The sequence below is a fragment of the Leifsonia poae genome, from assembly GCF_050632865.1.
GTDB classification, from domain to species: domain Bacteria; phylum Actinomycetota; class Actinomycetes; order Actinomycetales; family Microbacteriaceae; genus Leifsonia; species Leifsonia poae_B.
Window position 1 is genome coordinate 471127 of sequence record NZ_JBODSA010000003.1, and the last position, 13192, is coordinate 484318.

Sequence of the window (13192 nt, forward strand, 5' to 3'; positions counted from 1 at the left end):
TCGCCCCGAAGGGGTCAGCGCGGGAGGGGCACTTCGAGCAGGCTCACTCCGGCGGGCGGTGCGGAGAGCGCCTGGTCCAGCTCGCCCTTGGTGCGGGCCACCGAATGATGCCAGCCGTAGGCGCTCGCGAGAGCGGCGACGTCGACGGTCTGCGGAGTGTAGAGGACGCGGTCGAACGCCTCGGCGGGGGCGGTCGCGGCGACCTCGAGACCGTCGAAGATGGTGCCTCCGCCGTCGTTACCGACGATGACCTGCAGGTGGGGCCGCGTCTCGCCGACCCCGAACAGCAGCGAGCCCGCGTCGTGCAGCAGAGCGAGGTCGCCGAGGAGCACCCGGGTCACGCCGCCCGGTGTCCCCGCGTCCTGCGCGGCCCGCTGACTGGCGAGCGCGATGCCTGTCGCGGTGGCGATCGTCCCGTCGATCCCTGCGAGGCCGCGGTTGGCGTGGACGGCGATCCGCTTCCCGGGGACGATGCGGTCGACATCCCGGATCAGCCGGGAGGCGCCGAGCACCAGCCGGTCGTGCGGCCACGTGTAGCGCCAGACGGCTTCCGCCAGGAGCGCACGGGTGATCGGCGCGCGGACGGCCGCCAGCTCGGCCTTCGCGAAGTCGAGCGCGTCGGCGGGATCGAACGAGCGGGCCTTCTCGAGGTCGGGCGCCACGGCGGCGGGATCGGCCTCGCGCTCGGCGAGTTCTGCGATGCGACGGCTGGCGAACACCCAGCGGCCGACCCATCCGCGCACCTCGGGCGAGCGGACGTCGATCGACTCTCCCGGACGCACGCCGCCGACGACGCTGGCCCGATGGCCGGGGTTGTACGCCTGTGCTCCGGTGGGCGCGACGACGATGACGTCCACACCCGGACGGGTCAGCAGCGCCGGCACCTCCCGGCTCAGCGTCGGGTGGCCGAAGACGATGGCGCGCTCGACGGCGGCTCCGAAGTCCTCCTCGCGCAGCAGTTCGCGGTACGAGACGACCAGGTTCGGGCCGAAGCGGGCACCGCTCGACACCTCGGCCAGCAGCGGCAGTCCCGCCTCGCGGGCGAACGCCTCGGCGGCCGCACCCGCATCGGCTCCGGCGACCACGACGGTCCGGGGACCGGCTTCGATCGTGCGCGTCTCGCGTCCGAGCGCCGCGGGACTCGCTGTCTCGGGCAGCGTGCCGGCGACGGGCTCGGGCAGCGCCGGCACGGTGACCGACAGCGGTTCGCGGAAGGCGGCGTTCAGGTGCACCGGTCCGGGATCGGCGGTCTCGGCGCCCACGGCGGCCCGGACCGCCGCTTCGGCGAGCGCCGCAGCGCGCTCGGCGTCGTCGGGGTCACCCGTGGGCGCCTGGACGTCGACCGACCAGCGGACCGCGGCTGCGTACAAGCCGTCCTGATGGGTGGTCTGGTTGGCGCGGATGCCGCGCAGCTCCTCCGGCCGGTCGCCGGTCAGGACGATGAGCGGGATGCCCGCCTCGTGCGCCTCCAGCACCGCCGGGTGGAGGTTCGCGGTCGCCGTGCCGCTCGTAGTGATCACGACGGCGGGCGCGCCCGTCTCGCGGGCGAGACCGAGGGCCAGGAAACCGCCGGAGCGCTCGTCGATGCGCACGTGCAGCCGGGCCGATCCCGACCGCTCGAGCTCGGCAGCGACCAGCGCGAGCGCCTGCGAGCGGGAGCCGGGGCTGACCACGAGGTCGCGCACGCCGTTGCGCACGAGCGCCGTCAGCAGGGTCAGCGAGAAGTCGGTGGCGGGATTGCCCGTGCCGAACCCGTCGGCGGACGTGGTCGCGCCGGTCTCGGGATGCTCGCCCGCTGCCGGGCGGTCACCCATCCCGGCGGCCGGTCTGGTCGTTGTTGTCCGGCCCGTTGTCATCGAGTTCGGCGAGCTCCTTCTCGAGCTGCCGGATGCGCTCTTCCTGGTCGTGGTCGAGCCGCAGCTTGCCCAGGAACTCGGGGTCGTCGTCCGGCGCGCTCACACGACGAGTGATCTCGCTGCGACGCCGGCCCCGGCCGATCAGGAACCAGAGGATGCCGCCGATGACCGGGAACAGGATGATGATGAGCAGCCACACGGGCTTGGGAAGGCCACGCACCCGCGAACGGTCGAAGAGGGCGCAGTCTGCCACCGAATAGATGTAGAACACCACGGCTGCGACGCCGAGGGCTATCCAGAGGCGAACCATGGGTCAATCGTAACTCTCAGAGACGGTCTCTAAGCTGGGAGGGTGAAGCGGATTCCCTCCTGGATTACCTACACCGTGCTGCGCCTCCTGGTGTTCGCGGTGCCGCTGGTGATCCTGCTTCTCGTCGGCCTCGTCTGGTGGCTCGCGGTCATCGCCGCGGCCCTCATCGGCCTGTGCCTGTCGTACATCTTCCTGAGCCGTCCGCGGAACGCCGTCTCGTCGGATCTGTACGCCGTCCGCCATCGTGACAAGCCGGCGACCTCGGAGGACGACGACGTCGAAGACGCCGCGGTCGAGGACGCCGCCGCTGAGCCGCGCGAGCGCGGCGATCAGAAGGCGTAGGCGACGCCGAGCGCGATCCCGACCAGCAGCCCGGTGATGCTGGTCAGCTGCAGCGCGGTGACCAGCTCCCGCGGCGAGCGCCCGAACAGCGTGATGATGCACGCCGGGATCGCAGCCAGCAGTGCGAACATCCCGAACCACGCCAGTGGGTAGAACACCGCCAGCACGCCGAGGATGCCGAACGGCACGAGCAGCAGGACGCAGAACACGATCCGCGAGGCGACCCGGCCGAGAAGGACCGCAAGCGTCCGCTTGCGCGCCTGCCGGTCGGGCTCGATGTCGCGGATGTTGTTGACCATCAGGACCGCGCAGGCGATGAGGCCGGCGATGACGCCTCCGTACCAGGCCTCTTGGTTCACCGTGCCCGCGAGCATGTAAGTCGTGCCCGCGGTGGCGACCAGCCCGAAGAAGATGAAGACGAAGACCTCGCCGAGGCCGTAGTACCCGTACGGCCGCCTGCCGCCGGTGTAGAACCATGCGGCCGCGATAGCGGCGGCGCCGATGAGCAGCACCCACCAGTGCTGGGTGAGGATGACCAGGATGACGCCGGCCACGGCCGCGAGTCCGAAGAACGTGAGCGCGACCGTCAGCACCTTGCGCGGCGCCGCCTTGCCCGATCCCGTCAGGCGCCCCGGCCCGACGCGGTACTGGTCGGTGCCGCGCACGCCGTCGGAGTAGTCGTTGGCGTAGTTCACCGCGATCTGGAGAAGGACGGCCACCGCCAGGCACAACAGCGACCGAATGGGATGCCAGACACCCGGCCCCTCGACGACCTTCGCCGCTCCGACGCCGATGAGCACCGGAGCGACCGCAAGCGGAAGGGTGCGCAGCCGCGCTCCGGCGATCCAGTCGGCGGTGGTGGCGGGCCTGACGGCCGCCGCGGCGGCACCGGGACGACCGCTCCGGCCGCCGCGCGGACCGCGCGCCATCGGCGGAGCTATCCGCTGCTGACGTGGCTTGTTCCGACTCATCACAGAGCGAATCGTAACAACATCGGCTATGCCCCTCGCCCCTGCACGAGCGCAGCGAGCGCCACCCGGTCCGGCTTCCCGCTCGCCAGCCGCGGCATCCGGCCGACCTCGACCACGCGCGCCGGAGCCGCGGCACGCCCGAGCGACCCGGCGACCGTCTCCCGCAGAGCTTCCAGCGATAGCGCCGCTTTTCCTTCGATCACGACCACGGGGACCTCCCCCAGCGCTCGTCATCTGCCCGGACCACGACGGCCTGGCCGAATCCCGGGATCCCCTGCACCGCGCGCTCCACCGCATCCAGCAGCACCTTCTCGCCTCCCGAGATGATGACGTTATCGGAGCGGCCGAGTACGGTGACCCGTCCCTCCGGCGACACCTCTCCCAGATCACCGGTGCGGTACCACCGTGTGCCGGCGTCCTCGTGGAAGGCCGCCGCCGTCCGCTCCGGATCGCCGACGTACCCCTCGGCGAGCGTGGGACCGCCGATCTCGAGCATCCCGTCCTTTTCGCGAACGGCCGTGGTCCCGATCGGCATCCCGTCGTACACGCACCCACCGGCCGTCTCGCTCGACCCGTAGGTCGCAAGGACGTGCGCCCCGAGCGCTTCAGCCCGCTCCCGCAACTCCGGCGTCAGCGCCTGCCCGCCGACGAGGATGCCGTCGAACCGGCGAAGCGCCGAAGCGACCGTCCGCGACCCGCCCTCCGCGCTCTCGACGAGCCGCGCCAGCTGAACCGGTACCAGTGAGGTGTAGCGCAGGTCATGCTCCAACTCTCCGGCCGCGGCCGCGAACCGCTCCGCGTCGAAGTGCCCGCCGTAGTAGTAGACCGGCTCGGTCTCGGCTGCCAGGGACCGCACGAGCACCTGCGCCCCCGCGACATAGTGCGCCGGCAGGGCGAGCACCCACTGTCCCTGCCCGCCCATCGCCCCGGCCGAAGCTGCTGCGCTAGCCAGGAGCGCGTCGGTCGACAGCGCCACCCGCTTCGGGACTCCGGTCGACCCCGACGTTTCGATCACCAGGGCGACGTTCTGAGCAACGTTGTCGCCCTCCTGCGGCCACCGCGCCCCGGCGTCACCGGCCCGCGGAACCACCGCCGGCCCAGCGCCCGTCAGCGCATCCCGCAGCGCGACGAAGACCTCCTCCGGCCGCGCCGCATCGACGACCTTCAGCGCTCGCGTCATCGCCCTGCCTCAGTACTGCCAGGGGAACGGCGACCAGTCGGGTTCGCGCTTCTCGAGGAACGCATCCCGACCCTCGACCGCCTCGTCCGTGCCATACGCCAACCGGGTCGCCTCGCCGGCGAATACCTGCTGGCCGACCAGTCCGTCGTCGACTGCATTAAAGGCGAACTTGAGCATGCGGATGGCCGTCGGCGACTTCGTCAGGATCTCGTTCGCCCATTCGAGCGCCACCGACTCCAGCTGCTCATGCGGAACGACCGCATTCACCGCGCCCATCTCATACGCGCGCTGCGCCGAGTACTCCCGCGCCAGGAAGAACACCTCGCGCCCGAACTTCTGACCTACCTGGCGCGCGAAGTACGCGGACCCGTATCCGGCGTCGAACGACCCGACATCGGCATCCGTCTGCTTGAAGCGCCCGTGCTCGGCGCTCGCGATCGTCAGGTCGCAGACCACGTGCAGCGAGTGACCTCCGCCCGCCGCCCATCCCGGCACCACGGCGATGACGACCTTCGGCATGAACCGGATCAGGCGTTGCACCTCGAGGATGTGCAGTCGGCCGCTCCGCGCCACGTCGATCCCCGAGGCGGTCTCGCCCTCTGCGTACTTGTACCCGTCGCGCCCCCGAATGCGCTGGTCACCGCCCGAGCAGAACGCCCACCCGCCGTCCTTCGGGCTCGGTCCGTTACCGGTGAGCAGCACGACGCCGATCCGCGGGTTCGTGCGCGCATCTTCGAGCGCCGCATACAGCTCGTCGACCGTGTGCGGCCGGAACGCGTTGCGCACCTCGGGCCGGTTGAACGCGACGCGCGCGATCCGCCCCGAGTTGTCGTGGTGGTAGGTGATGTCGGTGAGTTCGCCGAAACCGGGGACCTCACGCCACGCGCCGGGGTCGAAGAGTTCTGAGACGTCCGCTTGCATGGATCCAGCCTACGGTTCGGCCTAGCGCTCGCCCCTGCGCGTGCCAAACTTGTGGAATGCTGCCGGACCTCGCCGACCTGTTAGCAACTCTCCGGGTCGTGTCACTGCCGATGACGACCCGGTTCCGGGGCATCACCGTGCGCGAGGCCGCGCTGTTCGAGGGGCCGCAGGGCTGGACGGAGTTCTCGCCGTTCCTCGAGTACGACGACGCCGAGTCCGCCGCCTGGTTGCACGCCGCGATCGACTTCGGCTGGCGGCGGACGCCTCCCACGCTGCGAGACCGGGTCCCGGTCAACGCCACCGTCCCCGCAGTTGCGGCCGACGACGTGCCGGCCGTGCTCGCCCGCTACCCCGGCGCGCGCACTGCGAAGGTGAAGGTCGCCGAACCGGGCCAGACCCTGGCCGATGACGTGGCGCGGGTCCGCGCCGTGCGCGAAGAGCTCGGCCCCGAAGGTCGTGTGCGGATCGACGCCAACGCGCTGTGGAATCTGGATGAGGCCGAGCACGCCATCCACGCGCTCGCCACGTTCGACCTCGAATACGTCGAGCAGCCGTGCGCCACGGTCGACGAGCTCGCCGAGCTGCGCAAGCGCATCCACTACATGGGCATCCCGATCGCGGCGGACGAGAGCGTGCGCAAGGCCGCCGATCCGCTTGCGGTGGCGCGAGCAGGCGCTGCGGATGTCGTGATCGTCAAGGCGCAGCCGCTCGGCGGCGTGCACACCGCCCTCCGGATCGTGGACGACGCCGGCCTGCCCGCCGTGGTGTCCAGCGCGATCGACACCTCCGTGGGCATCGCCATGGGCGCGCACCTGGCCGCCGCCCTGCCGGAGCTCGAGTTCGACTGCGGCCTCGGGACGGTGGCGATGTTCGTCGAGGACGTCGCCGACGAACCGCTGCGACCGGAGGCGGGAAGCATCCCCGTGGTGCGCCCGACGGTGTCCTCGAAGCGGCTGCAGACTTTGCAAGCGGACGACGACCGGACCGACTGGTGGCGCGAACGCGTCACCCGCTGCCACCGAGTCCTCGAGCGCTCGCTGGCCCTCTGACGCGACTCAGGCGTACAGGCTCTCCGGCACCTCGAGCCCGTAGATCGCGCGACCCGAGTTCCAGATGGCCGCACACGCGGCGCGCAGGAGGTCGGTCCGGTCGCTCCCTTCGGACACGATCCGGACCTCGTTGCCGTCGATCACAACGGTGGTGTCTCGGACGCTGACCGCGCCCGACTTCGCCACGCGCGTCTCCGGATAGGGCTCGCTCAGCCCGCGCAGGTCCTTGAGGATGTAGGTCGGGCGCGAGTCCGCGTCGGCAGAGATAAGCTGCTTGCCGCCGTCGATGCCGGTCAACACGAGAACCGACTCGATCCCCGCGCGGTTGGCGCCGAGGATGTCGGTGTCGAGCCGGTCGCCGATGAAGAGCGGCTTCTGGGCGCCGAATCGTGCGACCGCTTCGTCGAAGATGGCGCGCTCCGGCTTACCCGCGACCAGCGGAAGGCGGCCGACCGCGGTGTGCACAGCGGACACGAGCGTTCCGTTCCCCGGAGCGATGCCGCGCGCGACCGGAATGGTCCAGTCGGTGTTGGTCGCGATCCATGGGCGCTCGGTGTCGCTCCGCCCTTGCAGTGCGAAGGACGCCTCCGCCAGCTCCGCCCACCCGATCTCGGGCGCGAAGCCCTGGATCACAGCGGCGGGATCGTCGTCGGCGGAACGCGTGACCGTGAAGCCCGCCTTCTGCACCTCGTCCACGAGACCGTCGCCGCCGACGACGAGGATGCTCGCGCCGGCGGGAACGTGCTGGGCCAGCAGCCGGACGGCCGCCTGCGGAGACGTCACCACATCGGTCGGCTTCACGTGGAGGCCCAGCTCCGTGAGGTGTTCAGCGACCGCGGCGTCAGTCCGTGACGCGTTGTTCGTGATGTAACCGACCCGGACGGTTTCAGCGGCAGCGTTCAGGCTCTCCACCGCGTGAGGGATGGCGTCCGGTCCTTTGTAGACGACGCCGTCGAGGTCAGCAAGGACGAGGTCGACGCCGTCGAGCGGCGTCCGCGTCTCAGTGCTCCGGCGAAACAGCACCATCGTGCGCGTCGTCCTCTCCGTCGTCGTCGGCCGCGGCGTCGCTGTCGCCGTCCGCGTCATCGCCGGCGTCCGCCTGACCAGCGAGGTTCGCTTCGTCATCGCTGTCGTCGCCGGCGTCGAGGACGATGTCCTCCTCGATGATGTCGATCGTCTCGTGCTCGTCGACGGTCTCGGCCTGATCGAACGCCGCCTCCGCCCGGGCGGCGCGCTCGCGCCACTGGGAGGCCTGGTCGTCGCGACCCAGCTCTTCGAGGACTTCAGCGTACGCGTGGAACAGGTCCGCGCTGTAGCTGAAGGCGCGGTTCGGGTCGAGCTGCGGGATCTCCAGTTCAGCCAACGCGGCCTCCGGCTGCCCCAGGTCGAGACGAGCGCCGGACATGGCGATCGCCAGCGACACCTGGACGTCGTTCGGCAGGGTCGACCGGTCGACCGATCGGCCGAGCTCGAGCGCGCGGTCGGGCCGGCCGACGCCACGCTCGCTGTCGACCATGAGCGGCAGCTGGTCGTTGGAGCCGGAGATCCGCCGATACGTGCGCAGCTCGCGAAGCGCGAGCGCGAAGTCGCCGGTCGCGTAGGCGGTGATTGCAAGCGTCTCGCGGACCACGGCAACCCGGCCGGCGCGACGGGATGCGGACACCGCGTGCTTGTGGGCGAGCTCGGGGTCCTCCTCGATGAGTCGCCCGGCCATCACCAGGTGCTTGGCGACCCAGTCCGCGTTGTCCTTGCTCAGCGTCTTGAGTTCGACCCGCGCTTCGCCGGGAAGCTCCCGCGCCTGAATCTCGTCCGGGATGAAGGGGTCGTCGTGTCGCGGACGCACCGACTGCAGCTCGCGAGCGCGCAGTTCGCTTTCCGTAAGCTCGCGCCGCTCATCACGAGCCTCGCGATCACCACGCGCCGGACGACCCTCTCGGGTCCACAGCTTGTCGTCCCGTCCACCGCGGCGATCGCCGCCCTGCGAGCGTCCGTCGTGCCCACGGTAGCCGCCGCGCTCAGTGCTGCGTCCGGCGTACCCGGCGCGGTCCCCACCGGCGCGGCCGCGGGGCTCGCCACTGCGCTCACCATCTCGACCTCGGAACCCGCCACGGTCGCCCTGCGGACGCGAAGCGCCGAAACGGGCGCCGTCCCGGTCTCCGCCGCGGTAGCCACCGGAACGCTGACCCTCGCGGTCGCCACCGCGGTAACCGCCGGCCCGCTCCCCAGATCGCTGACCATCACGATCACCACCCCGGTAACCACCAGAGCGCTGACCATCACGATCACCACCCCGATAACCACTAGAACGCTGCCCGTCCCGGTCATCACTCCGGTAACCACCGGAGCGCTGACCATCACGGTCACCACCCCGATAACCACCAGAGCGCTGACCATCACGGTCACCACCCCGGTACCCGCCAGAACCCTGGCCATCGCGAGATCCGGACGGTCGTCGGTCGGCGCCCGAGCCGCCACGGTATCCGCCGCGCTCTCCACCGCTTTGGCCGTCGCGGCGATCGCCGCCCGACCGCCCGGGACGGGAGCCCTCCGCGTTGCCGCGCCAGCTGCCTCCTCCGGTAGCGGACCTATCACGGGACGCTCCGCCCGTCCGCGGCTTGCCGGCACCGTCCGTGCGAGGACGTCGCTGACCGTCGCCGGCGCCGCTCGGACGCGCGGGATTAGAGCGGCGCGGCCGCTCGTCGCGCGGGTTGTCGTCTGCCGGTGTGTCGCTCACGGCTACTCCTGTCGATTCGGCGGGGTCTCGCCAGCCTATGCTCCGTGCGGTGAACGACCCCGTTAACGCGAAATGGCCACCCATCACTGGGTGGCCATCTCACAAAGAAGTCCGGCGGTGTCCTACTCTCCCACAGGGTCCCCCTGCAGTACCATCGGCGCAGAGAGTCTTAGCTTCCGGGTTCGGAATGTAACCGGGCGTTTCCCTCTCGCTATGGCCGCCGAAACACTATTGATGTATCAAAGTGAACGTCGAGCGTTAGCTCGAATCAGTTCTCGACCGTACATCGAGAACCACATAGTGGACGCGAACAATCTTGGCCCCTCATAGCTGCCTTACAACGTTTATGAGAGTGGTGATTATCAAGTTATCGGCTTATTAGTACCGGTCAGCTCCATGGGTCTTTAGTCCCCACTTCCACATCCGGCCTATCAACCCAGTAGTCTAGCTGGGAGCCTCTCGCCCGAAGGCATGGAAATCTCATCTTGAGGCCGGCTTCCCGCTTAGATGCTTTCAGCGGTTATCCATCCCGAACGTAGCTAACCAGCGGTGCTCCTGGCGGAACAACTGGCACACCAGAGGTTCGTCCAACCCGGTCCTCTCGTACTAGGGTCAGATCCTCTCAAATTTCCTACGCGCGCAGCGGATAGGGACCGAACTGTCTCACGACGTTCTAAACCCAGCTCGCGTACCGCTTTAATGGGCGAACAGCCCAACCCTTGGGACCTACTCCAGCCCCAGGATGCGACGAGCCGACATCGAGGTGCCAAACCATGCCGTCGATATGGACTCTTGGGCAAGATCAGCCTGTTATCCCCGAGGTACCTTTTATCCGTTGAGCGACAGCGCTTCCACAAGCCACTGCCGGATCACTAGTCCCGACTTTCGTCCCTGCTCGACTTGTCAGTCTCACAGTCAAGCTCCCTTGTGCACTTACACTCGACACCTGATTGCCAACCAGGTTGAGGGAACCTTTGGGCGCCTCCGTTACTTTTTGGGAGGCAACCGCCCCAGTTAAACTACCCACCAGGCACTGTCCCTGAACCGGATTACGGTTCTAAGTTAGATATCCAGAGTGACCAGAGTGGTATTTCAACAATGACTCCACCGACACTGGCGTGCCGGCTTCAAAGTCTCCCACCTATCCTACACAAGCCACACCGAACACCAATACCAAGCTGTAGTAAAGGTCACGGGGTCTTTCCGTCCTGCTGCGCGTAACGAGCATCTTTACTCGTAGTGCAATTTCGCCGAGTTCGCGGTTGAGACAGCTGGGAAGTCGTTACGCCATTCGTGCAGGTCGGAACTTACCCGACAAGGAATTTCGCTACCTTAGGATGGTTATAGTTACCACCGCCGTTTACTGGGGCTTAAATTCTGAGCTTCGCCGAAGCTAACCCTTCCTCTTAACCTTCCAGCACCGGGCAGGCGTCAGTCCGTATACATCGTCTTGCGACTTGGCACGGACCTGTGTTTTTAGTAAACAGTCGCTTCCCACTGGTCTCTGCGGCCTTCAAACGCTCCCGGAGCAAGTCCGTTCACGCCTCAGGCCCCCCTTCTCCCGAAGTTACGGGGGCATTTTGCCGAGTTCCTTAACCACGATTCTCTCGATCTCCTTGGTATTCTCTACCTGACCACCTGAGTCGGTTTGGGGTACGGGCGGCTGGAACCTCGCGTCGATGCTTTTCTCGGCAGCATAGGATCACCCATTTCGTCAATGAAGACTACGCATCGTGCCTGGGCCTATATGAGGGACGGATTTGCCTATCCCTCGGCTTACACACTTACACCGGGACTACCATCGCCCGGCTGGGCTACCTTCCTGCGTCACACCTGTTAATACGCTAGCCGCACCAGCATGGGGTCGAGCGTTAGGCCCGGACCTTCACCCCGAAGGGATCCGTGTCCAGGATTAGGACTCTTAGCACCACTGGATTAGCTTGGGCGGTTCTTCGCCGGTACGGGAATATCAACCCGTTGTCCATCGACTACGCCTGTCGGCCTCGCCTTAGGTCCCGACTTACCCAGGGCGGATTAGCCTGGCCCTGGAACCCTTGGTCTTTCGGAGGACGGGTTTCTCACCCGTCTTTCGCTACTCATGCCTGCATTCTCACTCGTGTGGCGTCCACGGCTGGTTTACACCGCCGCTTCACTCGCCACACGACGCTCTCCTACCCATCAACACGGCTGGACCACGAAGGCCTACCAATAATGTCAATGCCACAACTTCGGTGGCGTGCTTGAGCCCCGTTACATTGTCGGCGCGGAATCACTTGACCAGTGAGCTATTACGCACTCTTTCAAGGGTGGCTGCTTCTAAGCCAACCTCCTGGTTGTCTGTGCAACTCCACATCCTTTCCCACTTAGCACGCGCTTAGGGACCTTAGTTGGTGGTCTGGGTTGTTTCCCTCTCGACGATGAAGCTTATCCCCCACCGTCTCACTGCTGCGCTCTCACTTACCGGCATTCGGAGTTTGGCTGACGTCAGTAACCTTTTGGGGCCCATCGGCCATCCAGTAGCTCTACCTCCGGCAAGAAACACGCAACGCTGCACCTAAATGCATTTCGGAGAGAACCAGCTATCACGAAGTTTGATTGGCCTTTCACCCCTATCCACAGCTCATCCCCTCAGTTTTCAACCTAAGTGGGTTCGGTCCTCCACGACGTCTTACCGTCGCTTCAACCTGGCCATGGATAGATCACTTCGCTTCGGGTCTAGGACATGCGACTGAATCGCCCTATTCAGACTCGCTTTCGCTACGGCTACCCCTCACGGGTTAACCTCGCCACATATCGCTAACTCGCAGGCTCATTCTTCAAAAGGCACGCTGTCACCCCTACAAGGAGGCTCCAACGGTTTGTAAGCAAACGGTTTCAGGTACTATTTCACTCCCCTCCCGGGGTACTTTTCACCTTTCCCTCACGGTACTTGTCCGCTATCGGTCATCTGGGAGTATTTAGGCTTATCAGGTGGTCCTGACAGATTCACACGGGATTTCTCGGGCCCCGTGCTACTTGGGATACTCTTCGCGCCATTGGACCATTTCGGTTACGGGGCTGGCACCCTCTGTGGCTGGCCTTTCAAAGCCATTCACCTATGATCCTTTGTAACGCTCGCTGTTCGGCAGAAGCAGCAGAAAAGTCCCACAACCCCGACCATGCAACGCCTGCCGGCTATCACACATGATCGGTTTAGCCTCTTCCGGTTTCGCTCGCCACTACTAACGGAATCGCTTTTGCTTTCTCTTCCTGTGGGTACTGAGATGTTTCACTTCCCCACGTTCCCTCTACCCGCCCTATATATTCAGGCGGGAGTCACTGGGTCACCCAAAGGGCCCAGCGGGGTTTCCCCATTCGGAAATCCTCGGATCAAAGTTCGTTTATCAACTCCCCGAGGCTTATCGCAGATTACTACGTCCTTCTTCGGCTCCAGATGCCAAGGCATCCACCGTTTGCTCTTAGAAACTTGAAATCACATGAGTTTGAATCGATCGGCTCACCTAAGTGAGCAGATTGACCAATGATCTAATAAATCAGATCATCTTTTGTGATCCGAACCCGAAGGTTCGAATCTAAGATGCTCGCGTCCACTGTGTAGTTCTCAAAGTACGGGCGGTACCTTCTCTGCCGGCTATTGATGCCGACTAGAAAAGGTCCAGAGGATTCGGTTCTCATCTTTTCCGATGAGGTCCGGTCCCTCAGGACCCAACAGCGTGCATGTGCGGGGCTTCCGGGTCCGAGCTGTTCCTACCTACAAGAGGCGTACTGAACTCGAGCCGTTCGGCTCCGCACCAATGTCAATGTTCCACCCATGAGCTAACCGGCTGAG

General features: G+C 66.3%; 9 protein-coding genes, 2 rRNA genes and 1 pseudogene. 2 read left to right on the forward strand and 10 right to left on the reverse strand.

All coding sequences use genetic code 11. From position 1 onward, the window contains the following. Positions 1–14: 14 nt before the first annotated feature. Positions 15–1814 (reverse strand): 2-succinyl-5-enolpyruvyl-6-hydroxy-3-cyclohexene-1-carboxylic-acid synthase, encoded by a 1800-nt coding sequence (menD, locus tag ACRAWB_RS12410; RefSeq protein ID WP_431353606.1) that lies wholly within the window; start codon positions 1812–1814, stop codon positions 15–17. Then, positions 1807–2166 (reverse strand): PLD nuclease N-terminal domain-containing protein, encoded by a 360-nt coding sequence (locus tag ACRAWB_RS12415; protein ID WP_431353607.1) that lies wholly within the window; start codon positions 2164–2166, stop codon positions 1807–1809. The genes menD and ACRAWB_RS12415 overlap by 8 nt, the downstream gene beginning before the upstream one ends. A gap of 42 nt (positions 2167–2208) precedes the next feature. Here ACRAWB_RS12415 and ACRAWB_RS12420 point away from each other — a divergent pair, with 42 nt between their 5' ends. Then, a complete protein-coding gene (locus ACRAWB_RS12420) occupies positions 2209–2508 on the forward strand; it encodes a DUF4229 domain-containing protein (RefSeq protein WP_431353608.1) in 300 nt (99 codons plus the stop codon). Here ACRAWB_RS12420 and ACRAWB_RS12425 read toward each other — a convergent pair. The 3 genes and pseudogenes from ACRAWB_RS12425 to ACRAWB_RS12435 all read right to left on the reverse strand — a co-directional run bounded on the left by ACRAWB_RS12425 (position 2496) and on the right by ACRAWB_RS12435 (position 5580). Next, the gene (locus tag ACRAWB_RS12425) at positions 2496–3479 is read right to left on the reverse strand and encodes a 1,4-dihydroxy-2-naphthoate polyprenyltransferase (RefSeq protein ID WP_431353609.1); all 984 of its coding nucleotides are present in this window, start codon (positions 3477–3479) and stop codon (positions 2496–2498) included. The two genes, ACRAWB_RS12420 and ACRAWB_RS12425, sit on opposite strands and share 13 nt — an antisense overlap. Positions 3480–3505: 26 nt before the next feature. Continuing rightward, positions 3506–4659: pseudogene (locus ACRAWB_RS12430) on the reverse strand (AMP-binding protein). A gap of 9 nt (positions 4660–4668) precedes the next feature. Next, positions 4669–5580 (reverse strand): 1,4-dihydroxy-2-naphthoyl-CoA synthase, encoded by a 912-nt coding sequence (locus ACRAWB_RS12435; RefSeq protein ID WP_431353610.1) that lies wholly within the window; start codon positions 5578–5580, stop codon positions 4669–4671. A 56-nt stretch (positions 5581–5636) separates the two neighbouring features. On the opposite strand from ACRAWB_RS12435, the gene ACRAWB_RS12440 reads away from it, so the two are divergent. Continuing rightward, complete coding sequence (locus tag ACRAWB_RS12440) at positions 5637–6629, forward strand: o-succinylbenzoate synthase (protein WP_431353611.1); 993 nt, start codon at positions 5637–5639, stop codon at positions 6627–6629. 6 nt (positions 6630–6635) lie between these two features. Here ACRAWB_RS12440 and ACRAWB_RS12445 read toward each other — a convergent pair whose 3' ends face one another. The 5 genes from ACRAWB_RS12445 to ACRAWB_RS12465 form a co-directional block, all read right to left on the reverse strand. Continuing rightward, entirely contained in the window at positions 6636–7655 is a 1020-nt protein-coding gene (locus tag ACRAWB_RS12445; protein WP_431353612.1) for an HAD-IIA family hydrolase, read from the reverse strand. Beyond that, on the reverse strand, positions 7630–8472 hold the full coding sequence (locus ACRAWB_RS12450) for a hypothetical protein (protein WP_431353613.1): 843 nt from the start codon (positions 8470–8472) through the stop codon (positions 7630–7632). The genes ACRAWB_RS12445 and ACRAWB_RS12450 overlap by 26 nt, the downstream gene beginning before the upstream one ends. After that, positions 8382–9125 carry a hypothetical protein gene (locus tag ACRAWB_RS12455; protein WP_431353614.1) on the reverse strand — a complete coding sequence of 248 codons (744 nt, stop codon included), beginning with the start codon at positions 9123–9125 and terminating at the stop codon, positions 8382–8384. The genes ACRAWB_RS12450 and ACRAWB_RS12455 overlap by 91 nt, the downstream gene beginning before the upstream one ends. A gap of 347 nt (positions 9126–9472) precedes the next feature. Next, a 5S ribosomal RNA gene (rrf, locus tag ACRAWB_RS12460) occupies positions 9473–9588 on the reverse strand. A gap of 133 nt (positions 9589–9721) precedes the next feature. Next, positions 9722–12835, reverse strand: a 23S ribosomal RNA gene (locus ACRAWB_RS12465). Between the last annotated feature and the right edge of the window lie 357 nt (positions 12836–13192).

What these genes read in the sequence shown, in the direction of transcription:
- ACRAWB_RS12435 (WP_431353610.1), bottom strand. Translation starts at nt 5,580, where the DNA reads ATGCAAGCGGACGTCTCAGAACTCTTCGACCCCGGCGCGTGGCGTGAG.
- ACRAWB_RS12425 (WP_431353609.1), bottom strand. Translation starts at nt 3,479, where the DNA reads ATGAGTCGGAACAAGCCACGTCAGCAGCGGATAGCTCCGCCGATGGCG.
- menD (WP_431353606.1), bottom strand. Translation starts at nt 1,814, where the DNA reads ATGGGTGACCGCCCGGCAGCGGGCGAGCATCCCGAGACCGGCGCGACC.
- ACRAWB_RS12415 (WP_431353607.1), bottom strand. Translation starts at nt 2,166, where the DNA reads ATGGTTCGCCTCTGGATAGCCCTCGGCGTCGCAGCCGTGGTGTTCTAC.
- ACRAWB_RS12440 (WP_431353611.1), top strand. Translation starts at nt 5,637, where the DNA reads ATGCTGCCGGACCTCGCCGACCTGTTAGCAACTCTCCGGGTCGTGTCA.
- ACRAWB_RS12445 (WP_431353612.1), bottom strand. Translation starts at nt 7,655, where the DNA reads ATGGTGCTGTTTCGCCGGAGCACTGAGACGCGGACGCCGCTCGACGGC.